Raw genomic sequence first — 21018 nt, 5'->3', positions numbered from 1 at the left:
ACCCCCGAAATTCCATGAAAGATTGATAACGAGAACCCATGGCCAATCCCAGCGCTAGCTCTTATAACGCAGACGCCATCGAAGTCCTCTCGGGCCTCGATCCGGTTCGCAAACGTCCGGGCATGTACACCGACACTTCGCGGCCCAACCACCTGGCTCAGGAAGTCATCGACAACAGCGTCGATGAAGCCCTGGCCGGGCATGCACGCTCGGTACAGGTCATCCTTCATGCCGATAATTCGCTTGAAGTATCCGACGATGGCCGCGGCATGCCGGTGGACATCCACCCGGAAGAAGGCGTGTCCGGCGTCGAGCTGATCCTCACCAAGCTGCACGCGGGGGGCAAGTTCTCCAACAAGAACTATCAGTTCTCCGGCGGCCTGCACGGCGTAGGGATTTCCGTCGTCAACGCGCTTTCCACCCAGGTTCGGGTGCGGGTAAAACGCGATGGCAACGAATACGAAATGACTTTCGCGGACGGCTACAAGGCCACCGAGCTGGCGGTCATTGGCACCGTTGGCAAGCGCAATACCGGTACCAGCGTGTATTTCGCGCCCGACCCGAAGTATTTCGATAGCCCCAAGTTTTCTGTCAGCCGTCTCAAACATGTGCTCAAGGCCAAAGCGGTTCTGTGTCCGGGACTGTTGGTCAGCTTTGAGGACAAGTCCTCAGGCGAAAAAGTCGAGTGGCATTACGAGGACGGCCTGCGCTCCTATCTGCAGGATTCGGTTACCGATTTTCTGCGACTGCCGGACGAGCCGTTCTGCGGCAGCTTTGCCGGTAACAAGGAAGCGGTCGATTGGGCGCTGCTGTGGTTGCCCGAGGGAGGTGACAGCGTTCAGGAAAGCTACGTCAACCTGATTCCGACGGCGCAGGGCGGCACCCATGTGAACGGCTTGCGCCAAGGCTTGCTGGATGCGATGCGCGAGTTCTGCGAGTTCCGCAATCTGTTGCCGCGTGGCGTCAAGCTTGCACCGGAAGACGTCTGGGAGCGAATTGCCTTCGTCCTGTCGATGAAAATGCAGGAACCGCAGTTCTCCGGTCAGACCAAAGAGCGCCTGTCGTCCCGCGAAGCGGCAGCGTTTGTCTCCGGTGTGGTCAAGGACGCTTTCAGCCTGTGGCTCAACACCCACTCTGAACTGGGCCTGCAACTGGCCGATCTGGCGATCAACAACGCCGGTCGTCGTCTCAAGGCCAGCAAGAAAGTCGAACGCAAGCGCATCACTCAGGGGCCCGCGTTGCCGGGCAAGCTGGCCGACTGTGCCGGGCAGGACCCGGCGCGCTCGGAGCTGTTTCTGGTCGAGGGCGACTCCGCCGGTGGTTCTGCCAAGCAGGCGCGGGACAAGGAGTTTCAGGCCATCCTGCCGTTGCGCGGCAAGATTCTGAATACCTGGGAAGTGGACGGCGGTGAAGTGCTTGCCAGCCAGGAAGTGCACAATATCGCCGTTGCCATCGGCGTCGATCCGGGCGCAGCCGATATCGGCCAGTTGCGTTACGGCAAGATCTGCATCCTCGCGGACGCGGACTCGGATGGTCTGCACATCGCTACGTTGCTGTGCGCATTGTTCGTCCAGCATTTCCGTCCGTTGGTCGACGCCGGGCATGTCTATGTGGCCATGCCGCCGCTGTACCGGATCGACCTGGGCAAGGAAATCTACTACGCGCTGGACGAAAGCGAGCGCGATGGAATTCTTGACCGGCTGGTGGCTGAAAAGAAACGTGGCAAACCGCAAGTCACCCGATTCAAGGGTCTGGGCGAAATGAACCCGCCGCAGTTGCGCGAAACCACCATGGACCCGAACACGCGGCGTCTGGTCCAGCTCACGCTGGATGATTTCGCGGCCACTTCGGAAATGATGGACATGCTGCTGGCGAAGAAGCGTGCAGGTGACCGCAAGTCCTGGCTTGAATCGAAGGGTAATCTTGCCGAGGTTCTGACTTGACACGAGCCTGGCTCGCCGCCCTGATGCTGATTGCCGCGCCGGTTTTCGCCGCGCCGCTTGAGGCCCTGAAACTGCAATCCGAGCATCCGGTAGACGATATGGCCGGCGGCAATCTGTCAGGTCTTGCCATGTGCAACGGCCAGCTGTGGACAGTTTCCGACCGTGACGACAATGTGCTGTACAGCCTCGATGTGTCGCAAAACACCTGGAAGGCCCTGCCATACCACATCGATTCACCTGCGCCACACAGCTATCTGCCGTTGAAGTTGCGTTTCATGGCCGGGCTTTCCGCGCTGATACGCGGCGGTAGCCTGGATTTCGAGGGTGTGAGCTGTGACGCAGCCGGCAATCGCTATCTGGTCAGCGAAGCCTATGGCACGGTACTCAAGGTGCCGGTCAGCGGTAAACCGTTCTGGCTGGATTTGCCGAAGGAGCTGGTGGAACAGGCGCAGGCTCAGGGCATGTTGCAGCGTTTCAATGCGATTTTCGAAGGGATTGCCGTCAGTCCTGCGGGCGACCGTCTCTGGCTGGCGGCCGAGCGCGAGAAGCGCGGCTTGCTGGTGGTGCAACGCGACAAGGAGCAGTGGACCTGCGGGCAAAACTGCGTGCTGCTGTCCGAATCGGGTCTGGACGCGTTGCCGCCGGAGCAGGGCAGCAAAAAGGTGTCGACGGATTTTTCCGATGTGTCGTTGTACAACGGCAAGCTGTTCACGCTGGAACGTGCGGTGTACCGCATCTGTCGGCGTGATCTCGAAACCGGACAGGTCGAGCGTTGCTGGTCTTTCGCCAAAGAGGCGATGGTGCCGTCGCGTCGTTACGATCAACCCTACGGCCTGACCGAGGCACTGGTGGTCGACGAGAAGGGTGCGTGGATCGGCATCGATAATAACTTCGGTGTGCGTGCCGACGGTGAGAAGCGCCCGATTGTCTGGCGCTTCGCTGCACCTGAGGCGGGCTGGAGTGCCGGGCAGTGAGTGACGTGCAGCCCGGCAAACGCGCTGGCAAGGTGCTGATGATCGTGGCCTGGGCGGCCGGTCTGTTTCTCGCGACGCGCTTTTTCGGCGACTGGGAAGACCGGCAGCAGAACCCCAACGCCGTGGTCACCTCGCAACACGGTGACGGCTATATAGAGGTGCAGCTGGCAGGCAATCGTCAGGGGCACTTCGTCACGACCGGCCAGATCAACGGCCGCACAGTGGAGTTGATGATCGACACCGGGGCGACCGATGTGGCGGTGCCCGGTGATATGGCTGACCGCCTGGGGCTCAAGCGCGGCTTTCCGGTCACGGTCAGTACGGCCAACGGCAACAGCCAGGGTTTTCGGACCACGCTTGACCGCTTGCAACTGGGCGATATCGTCCTGACCAATGTGCGTGCTCTGGTGGCACCCGGTCTGGACGGTGAGCAGGTGCTGCTCGGTATGAGCGCAATGAAACAACTCGAATTCACACAGCGTGGCGGCAATTTGCTGCTGCGCCAGTCAACGAAATGATGAGGCCCGCATGAGCGACTCCCTTGACCTCAGCCTGGATGGTGTAGAACGCCGATCATTGGCTGACTTCACCGAACAGGCCTACCTCAATTACTCCATGTACGTGATCATGGACCGTGCCTTGCCGCACATCGGTGACGGCCTGAAGCCTGTTCAGCGACGCATCATCTATGCGATGAGCGAGCTGGGCCTGGGGGCCGACGCCAAGCACAAGAAGTCGGCGCGTACCGTCGGTGACGTGCTCGGCAAGTTCCATCCGCACGGCGATTCGGCCTGCTACGAAGCGATGGTGCTGATGGCCCAGCCGTTCAGTTACCGCTACACGCTGGTGGACGGGCAGGGTAACTGGGGTGCGCCGGACGATCCCAAGTCCTTTGCTGCCATGCGCTACACCGAAGCGCGCCTGTCGCGCTATTCCGAGGTTCTGCTCAGCGAGTTGGGACAGGGTACGGCCGACTGGGTGCCGAACTTTGACGGCACGCTGGATGAGCCTGCGGTGCTGCCTGCGCGTTTGCCGAACATTCTGCTCAATGGCACCACCGGCATTGCAGTCGGCATGGCCACCGACGTCCCGCCGCACAATCTGCGCGAAGTGGCCAGTGCCTGCGTCCATTTGCTGGATGACCCCAAGGCCACGGTCCCGGAGTTGTGCGAGCATATTCTTGGTCCGGACTACCCGACCGAAGCGGAAATCATCACGCCGCGTGCCGACCTGCTGAAAATCTATGAGACCGGACGTGGTTCGGTGCGGATGCGGGCGGTGTACCGCATCGAGGACGGTGATATCGTCGTCACGGCGCTGCCGCATCAGGTCTCCGGGGCCAAGGTGCTGGAGCAGATTGCCGCGCAGATGCAGGCCAAGAAGCTGCCGATGGTTGCCGATCTGCGTGACGAATCCGACCACGAAAACCCTTGCCGTATCGTCATCATCCCGCGTTCCAACCGGGTTGAGCTGGACGAGCTTATGCAGCACTTGTTTGCGACCACCGAGCTTGAATCCAGCTACCGGGTCAACATCAACATCATCGGTCTGGATGGCAAGCCGCAGCTCAAGAACCTAAAGACGCTGCTCGGCGAATGGCTGACGTTCCGCATCGGGACAGTGCGCCGTCGTTTGCAATTCCGCCTCGACAAGGTCGAGCACCGTCTGCACCTGTTGGACGGTTTGCTCACGGCTTACCTGAACCTGGACGAAGTGATCCACATCATTCGTACCGCCGAACACCCCAAGGCGGAGCTGATCGCGCGCTTCGATCTGTCGGAGATCCAGGCGGATTACATTCTCGACACCCGTCTGCGTCAGTTGGCGCGCCTGGAAGAGATGAAGCTGCGCAGCGAGCAGGATGCCTTGCGCAAAGAGCAGGCCAGGCTTCTGGCACTGCTCGGCAGCGAGTCCAAACTGCGCAAGCTGGTCCGTGCCGAACTGATCGCCGATGCTGAAACCTATGGCGACGACCGTCGTTCACCTATCGTTGCCCGCGCCGAAGCCAAAGCGCTGTCTGAAAACGAATTGATGCCCACCGAGCCGGTGACTGTGGTCCTTTCGGAAAAAGGCTGGGTGCGTTGCGCCAAGGGCCACGACATCGATGCCACCGGGCTTTCCTACAAGGCGGGGGATGGTTTCAAGACCTCGTCCATCGGTCGTTCCAATCAGTACGCCGTGTTTATCGACTCGACCGGGCGCAGCTACTCGGTGGCCGCGCATACCCTGCCGTCTGCACGGGGCCAGGGCGAACCATTGACCGGCAAGCTGCAACCGCCACCCGGCGCGACATTCGAGTGCGTATTACTGCCCGAAGACGACGCGTTGTACGTGATCGCTTCGGATGCCGGTTATGGATTTGTCGTCAAAGGTGAAGACCTGCAGGCCAAGAACAAGGCGGGCAAGGCGCTGCTGAGTTTGCCGAGCGGGGCAAAAGTCATCCTGCCTCGACCCGTGCCCGATCGTGAGCAGAACTGGCTGGCTGCGGTGACCACCGAAGGCCGCCTGCTGGTGTTCAAAATCAGCGATTTGCCGCAGTTGGGCAAAGGCAAGGGTAACAAGATCATCGGGATCCCGGGCGAACGGGTAGCCAGTCGTGAAGAGTACGTAACCGATCTGGCCGTAATCGCCCAAGGCGCTACGCTGGTACTTCAGGCGGGCAAACGAACGCTGTCGCTCAAACCTGAAGACCTCGAACATTACAAGGGGGAGCGTGGCCGACGTGGTAATAAACTCCCGAGGGGCTTCCAGCGCGTCGACGCATTATTGGTGGAAAATAGCTGAAAACATTGATCTGGCACCAGCGTTCTTCGTTTTGCCATGAAGTACGATGCATAATCGCTGGAGTCATGATGCATATTCACGGATGATATGGGGTCTTGGGGTGCATGCGTGGCTCAGTGCCTGCATGGGTCTTGAAAGTACTTATACTGTGGCCTGCCCCGGGGCGGCCACCTGGATGGGATGATGAATTTTCTACGCCTTCCCCTGATCTTGCTGATGACTGGCGTTCTGGGTCTGGCTGGTTGCAGTGTGCGCCAGCCGACTGCGCTTTATCAGCTCGATAGCGGTGAGCCTGGTCAGCCGAAACAGAGTAGTGGTCTGGCAGTATTGCTGGGTCCTGTTTCGGTGGCCGACTATCTGCAACGCGAAACCCTGCTGCAACGCCAGCCCGATGGCACCTTGACCGCTTCGCCGGACGGGCGCTGGGCGGGCAATCTGTCTTCGGATATCGACCAGTTGCTTTTGCGTCAGCTGGCCTGGAAGCTGGACAGTCAGCGCGTCGTAATGGCACCTGCGGTTGCCAATTTCACACCGGACGTTCAGGTCGTACTGTCGATCACCCGCCTGGACTCCGGTGCCAGACAGCCTGCCGTTCTGGATGCGCAGTGGCGTCTTCTGGACCGCAAGGGCCATGTTCGTGACAGCCGACTGGTCCATCTTGAACAGATCCATTCCGGCAGCTCTGCCGATCAGGTAAAGGCGCAGGGCATGCTGCTGCAGCGTCTGGCCGATCAGGTCAGCACTGCGATCAAGCCGATTTCCTGGCAGCCGATCGAAGAGCCGAAAAAGCCCCCGGTCGCCAAGGCCAAAGAGCCTGACAAACCAAGAATCCCGATGGCGTCGCCCATACGTACCGATCTTGAAGTGTTTCGCTTCTAAAGGTGCAAATGCAAAGAGCCCGCAGCGATGGCGGGCTTTTTGTTGGGCGGTCATCTGTGGTTCTCACACCTCGGCGTTCCTGACGCGCTGCACAGTCAGGTTAGGACGCAGAGCGTCCAGAACGGCATGCCCACGCTGGAGCATGGGCACGATGATGATCTTGCGGACTGCTTGCGCCGGGCGAGGTTGATCAGGATCGGGCGCAGAGCGTCGAGAACGGCATGCCCACGCAGGGCATGGGCACGAGGGTCTCACTTCAAGAGTGAACGGAGGAGAGAATCAGGCCTTGTTGGATTCGTGCATGCGCGCCAGCTGGCGTTCAAGCATCGACGGGTAGGGTTCCATCAGGCGTTCTACACAGCAGGCTCCCTCAGGGCTGGCGATAGGGCGGATGCGAGCGCGCTGGCGGATCAAAGGGTCGTCGTTGATCCGGCGTTCGACCAGCAACAGGTTGCGGCTGTGTTGAGACAACGCCAAGGCATCCTGCGCCGTTTCAGTCAGCAGCAGATCGATCTGGCTCAGACCACTCAGACCTTCACCCAGCGTCAGGCCCAGTTGCAGTTGCAAGGTGATGCCGCTGTCGGCGACCTCGATCTGCAGGGCATGGCTCAACGCGCGCAGCAGCTCACCGCAGCAGATTGCGTTGGTCAGGTAATCATCACCGCTTTCGTGGCTGTGAAACAGCATCAGGGTGCTGCCGTCGTTCAGGGTATGCAGCTCGCTTTCGTACAGCGAAGCCGCCTGATCAAGGCAATCGCGATAGCGTTGCAGCAATTCGGTCAGTCGTGCACGCGGCAGACGGCGCAGTTGGTCCTGCGCGCCCAACTGCACAGCCAGCACTGCGCTGTTGTGCGGCTCGACCGGCGCTACCGGCGCAGCAACCGGGCGGGTGGCCGGAGTGCTGTTCGAGCTGTCACGCAGATCCGCAAACGGATCTTCGTCGTCGTCTTCATCCTCTTCGGCAACAATGCGGCGCTGGACTGGCGGTGCCGGCAGGCGCGGTTTCGGTTCGCTGCTGCGTGCCTGGACCGGTGGTGCAGGCTTTTCGTCCGGTTCCAGATAAGGATCGTCACCGTCGTCCTCATCGCCGTCATACTCGGGTTCGGGCAGCGGTTCCGGCTCCGGAACCGGCGGCGCGAACGAGGTGCGCAGTTGCCGGGCCAGATCGCCGATTTCATCCTGACGGTCGGTGGCGGGTGTGTAGGGGTCGATGTCCCGCAGCCAGATGCGCATCTGCATCAGGGGCGTGGATATATGGCGACCGAGGCGCAGGCTCAAGGCCAGAGCAAGCGCCAGCAGAATACCTGCCAGAATGCCCATGCTCTGCAGGCTGATGGTCATCGGCTGCTGGAATTGAGACATGTCGAGGCTGATGCGCAGATGACCCGCCATCACGTCCTGGAACGTGATCTTGATTTCATACAGGCCCTGCGCTTCACCCAGAAGCCCGTTTTTCGGGCGCTGGCCGGCTTCCGCGAGGATGCGGTTATCCACGCTGTAGATAGCCGCATGCGCTACCAGCGGATTCTTGACCAGATTGCCCAGCAGCACGTTGAGACTGAGGATGTCGTTTGACACCAACAGTTCGGTGGCCGAGGTGGCGGTCTGGGTCGTCAGGGCCTGCCCCAGCGCATCAGCCTGTTCATGCATGGCCTGCTTGAATTGCAGGCCCATGACACCGGCATAGATCACCAAAGCCAAAGCGACCAGGATCACGTTATGGCTGGCAATGCGCAAAGCGATCGGTACACGGCGATGACGCAGGGCACGAAAGATGAGCAGGAAGAAATTATCGGTTTTAACGGGCGTGGGCCGGTTCACAGAGCACGGCTCTTTCGGTGAAGTTGTCGCGCAGTATAACGAGCGACCCAGTGGCGGCAAAGCGCTGCCTGTGCCCGGTGGTCACTGAATGTGGTTAGAATGCGGTTTTTTTCCACTGCGGGGGTGCGCCTTGCGCGAAATCGTCCTGATTAACATCACTGGTGTCGACCGTCCCGGTCTCACTGCGGCCATCACCGGCGTCCTCGCCCAGGGTGGCGTGAACATTCTCGATATTGGTCAGGCGGTGATCCACGACACCCTGTCGTTCGGCATACTGGTCGAGATTCCGGATACCGTGCAGGGTTCTTCCGTGCTCAAGGAAATCCTGTTTACCGCCTACAAGCTGGATCAGCAGGTCCGTTTCACGGCAGTGTCCGAAACCGATTATCAGCACTGGGTCGAAGGCCAGGGCAAGGCCCGTCATATCGTCACGCTGCTGACACGCAAGGTCACGGCTGAGCAGTTGCAGTGCGTCAGCGCCATTACCGCCAGGTACGGCCTGAACATCGACCAGATCGATCGTCTGTCCGGGCGCATGCCGCTCGACACTCCTGCCGATAAAGGCAAGGGCTGCATCGAGTTCAGTGTGCGCGGCGAGCCTGCCGATCCGAAAGCCATGCAGGCCGAATTCCTTGCTGTCGCGCAGGAGTTGAACGTTGATATCGCGTTCCAGCAGGATTCGCTGTTCAGGCGCAATAGGCGTCTGGCCGTGTTCGACATGGACTCGACGCTCATCGAGGCCGAAGTGATCGATGAGCTGGCCAAGGCTGCGGGCGTTGGCGAGCAGGTTTCCGAGATCACCGAGCGTGCAATGCGCGGCGAGCTGGATTTCAGCGAAAGTTTCAAGGAGCGCCTTGCACTGCTCAAGGGCCTGGACGTCAGCGTACTGGATGAAATCGGTGCCTCACTGCGGTTGACCGAAGGCGCGGAAACACTCTTCTCCGAACTCAAGCGCCTGGGTTACAAAACGGCGATTCTTTCGGGTGGCTTCACTTACTTCGCCAAGCAGTTGCAGGCAAAGCTGGGCATTGATTACGTGTTCGCCAACGAGCTGGAAGTGGTCGATGGCAAAGTCACCGGTGTGGCCGTCGAGCCCATCGTCAATGCGCAGCGCAAGGCGGATCTACTGCGTGAGCTGGCGCACAAGGAAGGCTTGAGTCTGGAGCAGACCATTGCGGTCGGCGACGGTGCCAATGACCTGCCAATGCTGGCAATTGCGGGCCTGGGTGTCGCCTTCCGCGCCAAGCCGTTGGTCAAACAGTCGGCCAGACAGGCAATCTCGACACTGGGGCTGGATGGCGTTCTGTACCTGCTGGGCTTTCGCGATCGCGAAGCAAAGCGCTGAGGCTCTGCCGTCGTAATCTCGCCTGGGGTGTCGACGGCTACAGCGTGCCCCAGAGCGAGTCGAATTCCTGTCCCGGCTTCGCTTTTTCGCTTTCGGCCGCTTTCGGGGCGTCGTATATCTGGTACTCGAACTGATTGTAACTGGCGCTGCTGATGCGCCGGTTGCTCAGCGAGGCGCGGCGCTCTTCGCCCCCGACGTTGATCATTACCTTGTTGCCTTCCTGAAAGGGCAGGCGCGGTGCGAGCACGGTCGGCGGCTTCTCCATGGCGCGTACTTCCGGGAGCATCAGGGTACGCAGGTACTGGCTATTCTGTTGTTCGCGGATCAGTTGCATGCCGCATGGCTGGGCAAAAGGGGCGATCAGTTCGATGCCCATCTGTGTGCCGCCGCTACGCACTTGCCGGACCCAGCGCACAATCGCAATGCTCCAGCCCTGGCCCGAGTCGTCCTGAATCCCCACCAGTTCGCCAGCCTGTAACTGCTGAGGCACTTCCTTCTGCCACGCCAGGCAGTAGCCGCCCGGACTGTGGTTGACAATATTCAGGTCAAAGGTCGGAAACGTATGCTGACCGTTGGAAAGCGAGTCGTTATCGCCATCGTTCTTCGGGTACTCGATTTCTTCGTAAGGCAGCAGGACGGATGAAGACTTGCCGCGCTGCGTGTCGAAGGCCGACGCCCAAGGGTCGTCCTCGTCATCGTTGGCGATCTTCAGCGAAAAGCTCGCCGCACTGCTCGCGCTGTTCAATTGCAGGAGTTCGCTGAACGACTTCTGCCCGGCTACATAAAAATGCAGCGCGCTCATGCCGATGCACAGCTTCAGCGTGCCCTGACCTGCGGTGCGTTGAAAGGTCCGCTCGGCCACATCGCCCCAGGCGGCGGCCAGATGTTGCAGCAGGTCGGTATTTATACCGGTCGGGATCAGCAGCCTGGAAGGGCTGCGCTGGTCATCCGGCAGAGCCAGATACTGATTGATCGCCTCCGCCAGCGAGTGGGTGTTGATGCCCAGCAGCCGTGATGACTGTTCGTCGCTGAACAGGGTGCTATACAGCGGCGGTTTGTCGGCAGTCGGGTCCAGAGCAAACAGGCTGTGCTCACCGGCAGGCGATTGCAGCCTGACCAGCGGGCTCCAGGCCTCAAGCGCATCGGCCAGTTTGCCGATGTTCAACTGGCGCATCTGATTGCAGCGCGAACAGCCCATCAGCAGCGCGATCACATACGTTTGTTCCACGCTCAACGCCTTGGTGTGATGAGCCAGCGGCTCATCGACCGGTGTGTTGTGCAGTTGGTACTGACGGGCAATCTGGTAGATCTGGTGCAGCTCAAGCCACAGGCCTTCCTGAACCGGACAGTAGAGCTGGTTGGCACGGATCAGTGGTCCGTTGAGCCCGTGCAGTGCTCGTTGCAGTGCGGTACTGAAGAGCCCGGCCTGATCTTTGGTGTAGCGTGCCGCTACCTGCTGAATGATTTGTTTGTAACCGGTTGCCAGATGGTTTTGCAGGGCCTGGCAGAGATTGGCGACCTTGCGTGGCCGCTCGTCCAGCACAATGGCCTGATTGAGAAAATGACGTTCGAGGTGCTTGCAGACGAAGTACACCTCGGGCCGTAGCAATTCAAGCAGTTGCAGGCGGTTTTCGCTCGGGGTGATCAGTTGGTTCAGCTCGGTCAGCCCCTGATAGAGCTGGCGCGCCATTTCTCCGAGGTTTGCCTTGGGCAGCCTGGAAATCCAGCGTTTGAGATCGCGAGGGTTGGCTTCACAGAATGTCAGGCTCGACTGTGCTGGCGTGGGGGCACGCAACAGCAGAGGGAGGCTAAAATTACTCATGTGACAGGCAAACTCCAACAGCTCACAGGCCCGGACGGTAGCTTTAAATGGGGGCTGACGCCACCGCGCACTGGCGATGTATCGAGCATGCGCCCATGAAAGTGCGAAGTATCCTACAGCACCGATCAGGCGACTTTACCAGTATCGGCATCACGACGCAGTAAATATGGCCTGAGGCCAGTACCGTTCGGTACACGCTGCAAGAGCGCCACCGATTTATCGAGCGCTCATGCTGCGTGAGTTCAGAACATGATCATGCCTGCGTCGGAACTGCCAGTGCCTGACCCATCTGGACCTTGGAGCCAGCAGTCAGTTGCTCGGCCCACTTCACCTGATTTGGCCCAAACAGCACAATGGCGGTAGAACCCAGTTTGAAGCGGCCCATCTCGGCACCTTTTTCCAGATGAATCGGTGCGCGTGCCGCCTCATCGTAGCTGAAAGTTTTCAGTTCACGCTTGGGCGGCGTGACCAGCCCTGCCCATACCGTTTCAACCGATGCCACGATCATTGCGCCGACCAGTACCACGGCCATAGGCCCGCGCTCGGTGTCGAACAGGCAGACCACTCGCTCGTTGCGGGCGAACAGCTCGGGCACGTTTTCAGCGGTGGTCTGATTGACCGAAAAGATGCGTCCCGGCACGTAGACCATTTCGCGCAGCGTGCCGGCCAGCGGCATATGCACACGGTGATAGTCCTTCGGCGACAGGTAGACCGTGGCGAACTCGCCACCCATGAAGGGTGCCGACAGCTTGGGATCGCCGCCCAGCAGTTCAAGCACGCTGAAGCTGTGACCCTTGGCCTGGAAGATCCGGCCGTGGTCAATCGAGCCCAACTGGCTGATGGCGCCGTCGGCTGGCGAAAGAATTGCACCCGGTGTCGTGTCCAGCGGACGGGCGTCGGCTTTCAGCGCACGGGTGAAAAACGCGTTGAAATGCTCGTAGGACGTCAGGTCTTCGACCAGTGCCTGCGACATGTCCACCTGATAACGACGAGCGAACCATGCGGTAAAGGCATTTTTGAACCAGCGTACGCGGCATTCGGCAACGCAGCCTGCCAGTCGGGACAGCAGGTGGTGCGGCAGCAGGTACTGACTGAGGATGAACAGACGGTCTTTCATTGAAGGTCCTGAAGATGAGTGTCCTGAATGTTTCTGAGAGGTCCGGCCTGGCTCGGCAGGACGGGCAGTTTCGATGATTTCGGCTGGCTGGACAGGTGCTGCGGGCTCGATGACTGCAGCCGGTTCAGCGGGGGCGGAGGCCGCTTTTGGGCCTTCCACCGGTGTGTCCGGATGATTGCCCCACTCGCCCCACGAACCGGCATAAGCTTTGACCCGTGGATAGCCCAGTGCTTTTGCCACCAGATAAGTGAAGCCCGAGCGGTGGTGAGTCTGGCAATGGGTGATGACTTCCTTGTCAGGCGTAATGCCCAGCTCGCGAAGAATCTCCGGCATGTCCTGACGAATGCGCAGGTTGCGCGCCTTGTCCATACCCGCCGTCCATTCAAAGTTGACTGCGCCGGGGATGTGTCCGCCCTTGGCCGCCACTATTTTTTCGCCCGAATACTCGGTCGGCCCACGAGCGTCCCAGATCGCCAGGTCGGCAGCGCCCAGACGGCTTTGCAGGTATTCACGCGTGGCGGTAGGTTCGTCGTGCAGAGTCAGCGCGACCGGGCCGCCTGCAATGGGCGCTGCGTCACTGCTCAGCGGCAGGGATTGCGCCTCCCAGGCCAGCAGACCGCCGTCCAGGTAGTGATAGTGTGTGTGACCGATGACATCCAGCAACCAGATGAAACGACCCGCCCAGCCGCCGCCTTCGTCATCGTAGACGACATAGACGGCATCGGGGTTGTGGCCCAGCTCGCCGAACAATTGCTCCAGATCGGCTGTGTCGGGCAGCAGGCCGGGCGCAGGGGGCTTGCCCAGTTGCGTGCGTTTCGGATCGACAAAGCGGGCGCCGCGAATGTGCCCGGCTTCGTAGCGAGCGCTGCTGGTCAGGTCCACGAGGATCAGTTCCGGGGCGTCTAGACGCTCAAGCAGATCGTTGGGTTCGATGACCAGCGACAAGCCAGTGAATGCGGACATTTGCAGCCTCCGATGAAAGAAAAGAGGCGAATTGTACGCCAGGCCTTACGCTTTGCGATGACTAAAGATGCCAAGTGCCCGTTCAATACATTGCGCGGTTTTTCCGAATGCCTGGACGGAAATTTCCGACAAGGCCCCGCCGCCCTGGTCGGCGACCACCAGCAGCATGACTTTGCCGTTGTTGCTCAGCGAGCGAATCAACCAGTGCTGGCCGTTGAACAGGGTTTTCAGCGGCGCGGGCAGCAGTGCGGCAAACTGCGCGCTGTTGGCGGGCGTCATGCGCAATTGCGTGGGCTGTGTCAGCAGGCGTTGCAGCACGGTGCTCTCCTTGATGAACAGTTGCAGGGCGGCGGTTTCCGGTGGCAGCCCGGCGACCTGATTGACGCGCAGCACGGTCGCGGTCTTGTCGAGCATCAGCAGCATGACCCGCTCCATGCCGCACGACATGAATACGTCGCGAGCTGCGGTGGTCAAGTGCATGGCGTTGATAAACGGGCTGGGCTCCTGCAGCAACTCGGCGCACTGCTTGCGCCACAGTTGCAGGGCGTCGGCCGATGGGGGTGGCGCAGGTTCGTTATCGCGTCTTACGCGGCGTGCATCCCAGGGCCAGATCAGTGATTCGGCCGGGTGCCAGAGGTCTTTTTCCGCATGAATGCGTGCGCTGCTGGCGGCATTCTGATGCGCCTGTTGCTGTACTTCGCTGACCGACTGTTGCAGGTACAGACTGGTCAGCCGCTCCCAGCGCAGGCAGTGCGGGCTGTTCCAGGCATGCTGCGCCGCCAGTGCCAGGCCATTGCCGAGCAACACGGTATTGGCTGGCTGGTTCAGCCAGCGTCGCAGGTTGGGGTCGGCATCCATGAGTTGTTGCTGCTGCAACGGGGTGTGTTCTTCCCGGGCGATGCGCAGCACTTTGGCCAGATCGCGTCGCTCGTTGATCAGCAGTTTATAGCCGCGAGTGACCCAGATCGGCAGACGCCAGAACTCGGCGAGCGCCAGACACAGTTCCAGCAGATTGACGCCGAACAGCTCCTTTTCGACAGCAAGGCTGGAATGGCCCTTGTGGATAACCCGCAATTCCAGCTCTTCGAGCAGTTTCGGGTAGGCCAGCGCCATCGGCCAGAGTGGCGAAAGGAACAGCAGACTGCCCATATGAATGTCTTGCCAGAGTCGCGCCAGGCGGCTGGCAAACAGGCCGTTGGCCTGTTGCGTGGCATGCTGGCTGACCAGAATCAGCTGGCGGTAGGCTGCCGGAATGTCCTCGGGCGGCTTGGCCGGCAAGCGACCCAGCAGGGTTTCGGTGCGCGCCAGGCCCAGGCGGTTGATGGCAATCTCAAGGCTCTCGGCCTGCTCGGTCAGGCCATGGGTGTGGTGATTGGCCTCGCGCATCACACTCAGTACCAGCGCAGGACTTTCCTGCATCATTTCAGCGATTTCACGCAGTGAACGGCGACTGTCGTTCAGTGCCGCACGAACATGGCCGTGATTGACGGCAGGGACCGGCAACGCGATGCCGTCAAGCAGTTTGACCCAGGCATCCAGCGTCTTCGGAACGAGGTGATGTGCTGCGTGTGCTGTCGGCATTCGAGGGCCTGTGCGGCTGATTATCTGAGCTGGGAGACCGCCAGCGTGCGGGGCGCTGAGGCCATTTTCCTCCTTTTATGAAGGAGGATAAATGGGTTTTTCACAAGAACCGGCTATAGTCTGGCCCAGTTAGGCCGATAAGGAGAAGAAGAGATTCAAGAACTTCCGGACTGTCCCTGAACCCGACTCAGTAAAGTATTTTCTCCTATGGCTAAAATTATCGGCATCATTGTCGTTATCGCGAGCGTCCTCGGCGGATATGTGCTGTCCCATGGCAAGATCATGGCGCTGTTCCAGCCCTACGAGGTCTTGATTATCGGCGGTGCTGCGCTGGGCGCGTTCCTCCAGGCCAACCCTGGCTACATGACCATGCACGTGTTCAAGAAGTCGCTGAAGATGTTCGGTACGCGCTTCACACATGCCTATTACCTTGAAGTCCTGGGGCTGGTGTACGAAATCCTCAACAAGAGCCGTCGTGAAGGCATGATGGCGATCGAAGGGGATATCGAAGACGCCGCTTCCAGCCCGATCTTCGCCAAATACCCCGGTGTCCTGAAAGATGAGCGCATGACTGCGTACATCTGCGACTACCTGCGCATCATGTCGTCCGGCAACATGGCCCCGCATGAGCTGGAAGGCCTGTTCGACATGGAACTGCTGAGCATGAAAGAAGAGCTCGAGCATCCCTCCCACGCCATTACCGGTATCGCCGACGGCATGCCTGGCTTCGGTATCGTGGCAGCGGTTCTGGGTATCGTCGTGACCATGGCGTCGCTGGGGTCGGGCGACAAGGCTGCGATCGGTATGCACGTAGGTGCTGCGCTGGTCGGTACATTCTTCGGTATTCTTGCGGCGTACGGCTTTTTCGGTCCTCTGGCCACCTGCCTTGCGCATGATGCCAAGGAAGAAATGAACGTCTACGAGAGCATCAAGGCGTCTCTGGTGGCTTCGGCGTCCGGCATGCCGCCCTCGCTGGCCGTCGAATTTGGCCGCAAGGTTCTCTACCCGCTGCATCGCCCCAGCTTCAGCGAGCTGGAACAAGCGGTTCGCGGTCGCTAAGTCATGGAAAATAATCAGCCGATTATCATCAAGCGCGTAAAGCGCTTTGGTGGCGGACATCACGGCGGTGCCTGGAAAATCGCATTTGCCGACTTCGCAACGGCAATGATGGCGTTCTTTCTGGTGCTGTGGCTGATGTCGTCCGCGACGCCGGAACAGTTGCTCGCGGTGGCCGGTTACTTCAAGGACCCGGTGGGCTTTTCTGACAGCGGGTCGCCTTATGTCATCGATCTGGGCGGTTCGCCGGAGATGTCGCCAAATCAGACACTGAACCCTGAGGTCAAGACCACTCCTTCACCTGACACCGTGCCGATCGAGGCAGAAACCTCGGAGACCAAGGCCGAATCGGTGGAGCAGGAACGTCTGGAGATGCTCCTGCAGGAGTTGCAGAACAAGGTCGAGGAAAACCCGCAACTGCAGAAATTCAAGGACCAGATTCTGTTCGAGATCACCCAGGACGGCTTGCGCATCCAGATCATGGACGCCGACAACCGGCCGATGTTCGACTCGGGCAGTGCGCGGCTGAAACCCTATTTCGAAGACATCCTGCTGGCGATGGCTGACACCATCAAAAGTGTGCCGAACAAGATCAGCATCAGTGGTCATACCGACGCGACACCTTTTGTAGGCAACGGCGGGTTCGGTAACTGGGAACTGTCGGCCAACCGCGCAAACGCTGCCCGTCGTGCGCTGGTCGCCGGTACTTATCCGGATTCTCAGGTGGCCAGGGTGGTGGGGTATGCCTCGTCGGCTCTTTATGATCACGAGAACCCGACCAATCCGGTCAACCGCCGCATCGATATCGTGGTCCTGACCAAAAAGGCTCAGCAGCGTATCGAGGGCGACCAGAACTCCGGCGCCGCGCCGCCAGCCAAGTCTGCGCCTGCTGCTCCCGCTGCTCCCGCTGCTCCAGGGGCTTCGACTGCTGCCCCGGTCGATCCGCAGGCGTACGCCCAGCCTCACGAGATACGTCAAAAGCTGAACATCTTTGATGAGGGCAAGCTGCGCGTCGAGCCGGCCCAGAACTAAGCCGTACGCCATGCAAAAACGCCGCGATCATCGCGGCGTTTTTGTATATGGCGTTTCAGTGTTCAATAGCTGTCTTGCGGCAGGCTGGCAATGATCGAGCGATAGCTGTTCATGCGCTGCTGCTGCACACGGCCGTCTTCAAGCCCCTTGAGCAGAGCGCAGCCCGGTTCGCGGTCATGCTTGCAGTCACGAAAGCGACATGTACCGAGCAGGTCGTTGAACTCGATGAAACCGGCTTCCACGTCTGCACGGCTGACATGCCCCAGGCCGAATTCACGGATGCCCGGGGAATCGATCAGATCGCCGCCACGCGGAAAGTGGAACAGGCGCGCGGTGGTCGTGGTGTGTGTGCCCTGACCCGAGACTTCGGACAGCGGACCGACGCGTGTGTCCGTCTCCGGCAGCAGGCTGTTGACCAGCGAAGACTTGCCGACGCCGGACTGGCCAACGAACACGCTGATGTGGCCGTCAAGCTGGCTTTGCAGAGTCTGCATGCCGTCACCATGATGCGCCGACACTTCCAGCACCGGGTAACCCAGCGTGCGATAGACCGCCAGCAGCGCGTTAAGCGCGGGGGCATTCTGCTCGTCGATCAGGTCGGCCTTGTTGAGCAATAGCAGCGGACGAATCCCTGCATGCTCGGCCGCAACCAGATAACGGTCGATGAGGTTGGCATGCGGCTCGGGCATGGGGGCGAACACGATCACGATCAAATCGACGTTGGCTGCCACAGGTTTGAGCTGGCCACGGGAGTCCGGGCGGCGCAGCTCGGTGGTGCGAGGCAGTTGCGCGACAATGACGCCGATGCCCTGATTGCCGGCGCGCCATACGACGCGATCGCCGGTGACCAGCGCAGGTAGATTGGCGCGCAAATGGCAGCGAAATACCTGACCGCTCGCGTCGCCTTCCTGAGCCTCGACCTCGACTTGCACACCGAAGTGAGCAATCACCAGGCCGGTCTGCTCGGGGCCGAGATCGCCGCCTTCGAGCGTTTCAAGCGTAGCGGACTCGCGTTTTGCTGCGCGGGCAGCACGCTCGCCCTGAATTTTTTCGATGCGCCAGTTCTGACGACGATTGAGTTGGCGTTTGGCCATGGGTGTTCCGATGTGATGTAACCGATGAATTAGGCAGTACGATTGATCGGCAGGAGTCTAGCACGGCAGGGTGAGCTAAACTGCGCGCCTACGCTGAGGAGTCGACACATGCAGAACAAGCAGAACCTGATCTGGATCGATCTGGAAATGACCGGTCTGGACCCTGATACCGATGTCATTATCGAAATGGCCACGATCATCACCGACAGTGAGCTGAACACCCTGGCCGAAGGCCCGGTGATTGCCGTGCATCAGAGCGATGAGACACTGGCCGCCATGGACGAGTGGAACACTCGCCAGCACGGTGGTTCGGGCCTGACGCAGCGAGTCCGCGAAAGCACCGTCAACATGGCCGACGCCGAGGCGCAGACCCTTGAGTTCATCAAACTGTGGGTTCCCGAGCGCAGTTCGCCGATCTGCGGCAACAGCATTTGTCAGGATCGCCGCTTCCTGTATCGCCATATGCCGACCCTGGAAAACTACTTCCACTACCGGAATCTGGATGTCTCGACCCTCAAGGAGCTGGCTGCGCGCTGGTCCCCCGAGCTGAAATTCAAGAAAGGCAGTACGCATCTGGCGCTGGATGACATCCGCGAGTCGATCGCCGAACTGCGTTTCTACCGTGAGCATTTCATCAAGCCTTGATCAGGGCATGCGCGTGCAGTGAATAATCTTCGCTGCACTCTTTCAGTGCGCAGGGCCGCTGGTTAGACTGCGCGCCCTTGTCGCAGAGTCGCCCCCATGTTGCTGATGCTTTATCTGATCGCCATCACTGCCGAAGCCATGACAGGCGCACTGTCTGCCGGTCGTCGAGGGATGGACTGGTTCGGTGTGGTGTTGATCGCCTGCGTCACGGCGCTGGGTGGTGGTTCGGTGCGTGACGTGCTGATCGGGCATTATCCGCTGACCTGGGTCAAGCACCCGGAGTATCTGATACTGACCAGCGTGGCGGCGCTGGTGACGATTTTTATCGCACCACTGATGCGCCATCTGCGCTCACTGTTTCTGGTACTGGACGCGCTGGGGCTGGTGGCCTTCACCCTGATTGGCTGCATGACTGCGCTGGAAGCAGGGCATGGTCTGGTGATCGCGTCAGTGTGTGGCGTCATCACCGGAGTCTTCGGTGGCATCCTGCGCGATATTTTTTGCAACGACATCCCGCTGATCTTTCGCCGCGAGCTGTACGCCAGTGTGTCTTTTCTGGCCGCGTGGTGTTTTCTGCTGTGCCAGTACCTGCAGCTACCGAACGAGCAGGCGGTGCTGATCACCCTGTTCGGCGGCTTGCTGCTGCGCCTGCTGGCGATTCGTTTCCATTGGGAAATGCCCAAGTTCATCTATAAAGACGAGCCCTGAGGAGGGCGCAGAGCGTAGGCACGGTAAATTATGGTTCCCCACGCTCCAGCGCGGGAGTGCCTTTGGTGACGCTCCGCGTCACAAGTCTGGGCCGCGCTGCCTGTTTAAAGCGGTGCCACGCCATGCCTGCGCAGCGCCCATTCCACATGTTCCCTGACCAGTTCCGAGGGATAGTCGCGGCGGGTTTGCAGGGCTTCGATCACCGGGATGGTGGAGGGCGCGTTACCGAGGCCGACGGCAAGGTTGCGCAGCCAGCGCTCATAACCCGCCCGGCGCAGTGGCGAGCCTTCGGTGCTGCCGAGAAACTTTTCTTCATCCCACAGAAACAGCTCGGCCAGCCCGGCGTTGTCCAGGTTATGGCGCGGCTGGAAATCGCTTTGCTCGGTTGGTCGGGCAAAACGGTTCCACGGACAGACGATCTGGCAGTCGTCACAGCCGAACACCCGGTTGCCGATCAATGGGCGCAGTTCTTCAGGAATCGCCGTTTTCAGCTCGATGGTCAGGTAGGAAATGCAACGCCGCGCATCCAGGACATAAGGACCGACAAACGCGGCCGTCGGGCAGATGTCCAGACAGGCCGTACAGCGCCCGCAATGTTCCGTCGCATGAGGGGCATCGACCGGCAACGGGATATCGACAAACAGCTCGCCAAGAAAGAAGAAGCTGCCGGCCTTGCGGTTGAGGACCAGCGTATTCTTGCCGATCCAGCCCAGCCCGGCCTGCTCGGCGATGGCCTTTTCCAGCACGGGCGCGCTGTCCACAAACGCCCGAAAACCAAAGGGGCCGATGGCCTGTTGAATGCGCTCGGCCAGTTGCTGCAGACGCTTGCGGATCAGCTTGTGATAGTCGCGGCCCAGGGCATAGCGTGAAACGTAGGCCTTTTCGGGCTCTGTCAGGCGTTCGGCCATCTTGGTGTCGCCCGGTAGATAGTCCATGCGCAGCGACACAACGCGCAGTGTTCCCGGCACCAGCTCATCCGGGTGGGAACGTTTGCTGCCGTGGGCTGCCATATAGTCCATTTCCCCGTGATAGCCTGCTTCGAGCCAGCGTTGCAGGTGCTGCTCGTGCTCTGCAAGGTCCAGACCGCTTATCCCTACCTCCTGAAAGCCCAGCTCACGCCCCCACGCCTTGATTGACAGGGCAAGGGCGGCAAGATCGTCGGAGGTGGGGAGTACAGCAGTAATAGCGGACATGCGCAGAGAGAAACCGGGGCCAAGGTGCGTATAATTCTGCCAGACATCGGAGCCCATAGAC

16 protein-coding genes and 1 pseudogene are annotated in these 21018 nt (G+C 60.2%); 10 read left to right on the top strand and 7 right to left on the bottom strand.

Annotated features, from left to right (window positions below; all coding sequences use genetic code 11):
• Positions 1 to 38 precede the first annotated feature (38 nt).
• From parE to ALO80_RS20445, 5 genes are all read left to right on the top strand, one after another.
• Positions 39 to 1943, top strand: a complete 1905-nt coding sequence (gene parE / locus ALO80_RS20465; protein ID WP_054986132.1) for a DNA topoisomerase IV subunit B — start codon at positions 39 to 41, stop codon at positions 1941 to 1943.
• Positions 1940 to 2917 carry an esterase-like activity of phytase family protein gene (locus ALO80_RS20460; protein ID WP_055010318.1) on the top strand — a complete coding sequence of 326 codons (978 nt, stop codon included), beginning with the start codon at positions 1940 to 1942 and terminating at the stop codon, positions 2915 to 2917. Before parE ends, ALO80_RS20460 begins: the two co-directional genes overlap by 4 nt.
• Positions 2918 to 2955: 38 nt before the next feature.
• The gene (locus ALO80_RS20455; RefSeq protein WP_162491442.1) at positions 2956 to 3435 is read left to right on the top strand and encodes a retropepsin-like aspartic protease family protein; all 480 of its coding nucleotides are present in this window, start codon (positions 2956 to 2958) and stop codon (positions 3433 to 3435) included.
• 10 nt (positions 3436 to 3445) lie between these two features.
• A complete protein-coding gene (parC, locus tag ALO80_RS20450) occupies positions 3446 to 5701 on the top strand; it encodes a DNA topoisomerase IV subunit A (protein WP_055010316.1) in 2256 nt (751 codons plus the stop codon).
• Between the two features lie 183 nt (positions 5702 to 5884).
• Positions 5885 to 6580 (top strand): PqiC family protein, encoded by a 696-nt coding sequence (locus ALO80_RS20445; RefSeq protein WP_055010315.1) that lies wholly within the window; start codon positions 5885 to 5887, stop codon positions 6578 to 6580.
• 279 nt (positions 6581 to 6859) lie between these two features.
• Here ALO80_RS20445 and ALO80_RS20440 read toward each other — a convergent pair whose 3' ends face one another.
• Positions 6860 to 8401 carry a HAMP domain-containing protein gene (locus ALO80_RS20440; protein WP_054986137.1) on the bottom strand — a complete coding sequence of 514 codons (1542 nt, stop codon included), beginning with the start codon at positions 8399 to 8401 and terminating at the stop codon, positions 6860 to 6862.
• Between the two features lie 130 nt (positions 8402 to 8531).
• Between ALO80_RS20440 and serB the strand changes: the two genes are divergently transcribed.
• The gene (gene serB, locus ALO80_RS20435; protein ID WP_055010314.1) at positions 8532 to 9746 is read left to right on the top strand and encodes a phosphoserine phosphatase SerB; all 1215 of its coding nucleotides are present in this window, start codon (positions 8532 to 8534) and stop codon (positions 9744 to 9746) included.
• Between the two features lie 37 nt (positions 9747 to 9783).
• On the opposite strand, the gene ALO80_RS20430 is transcribed toward serB, so the two are convergent.
• The 4 genes and pseudogenes from ALO80_RS20430 to ALO80_RS20420 all read right to left on the bottom strand — a co-directional run bounded on the left by ALO80_RS20430 (position 9784) and on the right by ALO80_RS20420 (position 15229).
• Positions 9784 to 11568 (bottom strand): hypothetical protein, encoded by a 1785-nt coding sequence (locus tag ALO80_RS20430; protein ID WP_055010313.1) that lies wholly within the window; start codon positions 11566 to 11568, stop codon positions 9784 to 9786.
• A gap of 253 nt (positions 11569 to 11821) precedes the next feature.
• The gene (gene asd, locus ALO80_RS32110; protein ID WP_055010386.1) at positions 11822 to 12685 is read right to left on the bottom strand and encodes an archaetidylserine decarboxylase; all 864 of its coding nucleotides are present in this window, start codon (positions 12683 to 12685) and stop codon (positions 11822 to 11824) included.
• A gap of 153 nt (positions 12686 to 12838) precedes the next feature.
• Positions 12839 to 13648, bottom strand: a pseudogene (locus ALO80_RS32105) (rhodanese-like domain-containing protein); the annotation flags it as partial.
• A 45-nt stretch (positions 13649 to 13693) separates the two neighbouring features.
• The gene (locus ALO80_RS20420) at positions 13694 to 15229 is read right to left on the bottom strand and encodes an HDOD domain-containing protein (RefSeq protein WP_054986140.1); all 1536 of its coding nucleotides are present in this window, start codon (positions 15227 to 15229) and stop codon (positions 13694 to 13696) included.
• A 207-nt stretch (positions 15230 to 15436) separates the two neighbouring features.
• On the opposite strand from ALO80_RS20420, the gene motA reads away from it, so the two are divergent.
• Positions 15437 to 16288 (top strand): flagellar motor stator protein MotA, encoded by an 852-nt coding sequence (motA, locus tag ALO80_RS20415; protein ID WP_054986141.1) that lies wholly within the window; start codon positions 15437 to 15439, stop codon positions 16286 to 16288.
• A gap of 3 nt (positions 16289 to 16291) precedes the next feature.
• On the top strand, positions 16292 to 17317 hold the full coding sequence (motB, locus tag ALO80_RS20410; RefSeq protein ID WP_055010312.1) for a flagellar motor protein MotB: 1026 nt from the start codon (positions 16292 to 16294) through the stop codon (positions 17315 to 17317).
• Positions 17318 to 17379: 62 nt separating this feature from the next.
• On the opposite strand, the gene rsgA is transcribed toward motB, so the two are convergent.
• The gene (gene rsgA, locus ALO80_RS20405; RefSeq protein ID WP_055010311.1) at positions 17380 to 18411 is read right to left on the bottom strand and encodes a small ribosomal subunit biogenesis GTPase RsgA; all 1032 of its coding nucleotides are present in this window, start codon (positions 18409 to 18411) and stop codon (positions 17380 to 17382) included.
• A gap of 108 nt (positions 18412 to 18519) precedes the next feature.
• Between rsgA and orn the strand changes: the two genes are divergently transcribed.
• Positions 18520 to 19056, top strand: coding sequence for an oligoribonuclease (orn, locus tag ALO80_RS20400; RefSeq protein ID WP_055005459.1), 537 nt, complete (start codon positions 18520 to 18522; stop codon positions 19054 to 19056).
• A gap of 96 nt (positions 19057 to 19152) precedes the next feature.
• A complete protein-coding gene (locus tag ALO80_RS20395; RefSeq protein WP_055010310.1) occupies positions 19153 to 19764 on the top strand; it encodes a trimeric intracellular cation channel family protein in 612 nt (203 codons plus the stop codon).
• Positions 19765 to 19868: 104 nt separating this feature from the next.
• Here ALO80_RS20395 and queG read toward each other — a convergent pair whose 3' ends face one another.
• A complete protein-coding gene (gene queG, locus ALO80_RS20390) occupies positions 19869 to 20957 on the bottom strand; it encodes a tRNA epoxyqueuosine(34) reductase QueG (RefSeq protein ID WP_054988372.1) in 1089 nt (362 codons plus the stop codon).
• Positions 20958 to 21018: the final 61 nt, after the last annotated feature.

The sequence above is a fragment of the Pseudomonas caricapapayae genome (assembly GCF_001400735.1).
Classification (GTDB): Bacteria; Pseudomonadota; Gammaproteobacteria; order Pseudomonadales; family Pseudomonadaceae; genus Aquipseudomonas; species Aquipseudomonas caricapapayae.
The sequence above is the reverse complement of the archived record's forward strand: the minus strand, read 5'-3'. Positions and strand labels throughout refer to the sequence as shown.

Excerpts from the sequence above, each read along its gene's own strand:
- rsgA (WP_055010311.1), bottom strand. The coding sequence starts at position 18,411 with ATGGCCAAACGCCAACTCAATCGTCGTCAGAACTGGCGCATCGAAAAA.
- motB (WP_055010312.1), top strand. The coding sequence starts at position 16,292 with ATGGAAAATAATCAGCCGATTATCATCAAGCGCGTAAAGCGCTTTGGT.
- ALO80_RS20430 (WP_055010313.1), bottom strand. The coding sequence starts at position 11,568 with ATGAGTAATTTTAGCCTCCCTCTGCTGTTGCGTGCCCCCACGCCAGCA.
- ALO80_RS20445 (WP_055010315.1), top strand. The coding sequence starts at position 5,885 with ATGAATTTTCTACGCCTTCCCCTGATCTTGCTGATGACTGGCGTTCTG.
- orn (WP_055005459.1), top strand. The coding sequence starts at position 18,520 with ATGCAGAACAAGCAGAACCTGATCTGGATCGATCTGGAAATGACCGGT.
- parE (WP_054986132.1), top strand. The coding sequence starts at position 39 with ATGGCCAATCCCAGCGCTAGCTCTTATAACGCAGACGCCATCGAAGTC.
- queG (WP_054988372.1), bottom strand. The coding sequence starts at position 20,957 with ATGTCCGCTATTACTGCTGTACTCCCCACCTCCGACGATCTTGCCGCC.
- motA (WP_054986141.1), top strand. The coding sequence starts at position 15,437 with ATGGCTAAAATTATCGGCATCATTGTCGTTATCGCGAGCGTCCTCGGC.
- ALO80_RS20395 (WP_055010310.1), top strand. The coding sequence starts at position 19,153 with ATGTTGCTGATGCTTTATCTGATCGCCATCACTGCCGAAGCCATGACA.
- ALO80_RS20420 (WP_054986140.1), bottom strand. The coding sequence starts at position 15,229 with ATGCCGACAGCACACGCAGCACATCACCTCGTTCCGAAGACGCTGGAT.
- parC (WP_055010316.1), top strand. The coding sequence starts at position 3,446 with ATGAGCGACTCCCTTGACCTCAGCCTGGATGGTGTAGAACGCCGATCA.
- ALO80_RS20455 (WP_162491442.1), top strand. The coding sequence starts at position 2,956 with ATGATCGTGGCCTGGGCGGCCGGTCTGTTTCTCGCGACGCGCTTTTTC.
- asd (WP_055010386.1), bottom strand. The coding sequence starts at position 12,685 with ATGAAAGACCGTCTGTTCATCCTCAGTCAGTACCTGCTGCCGCACCAC.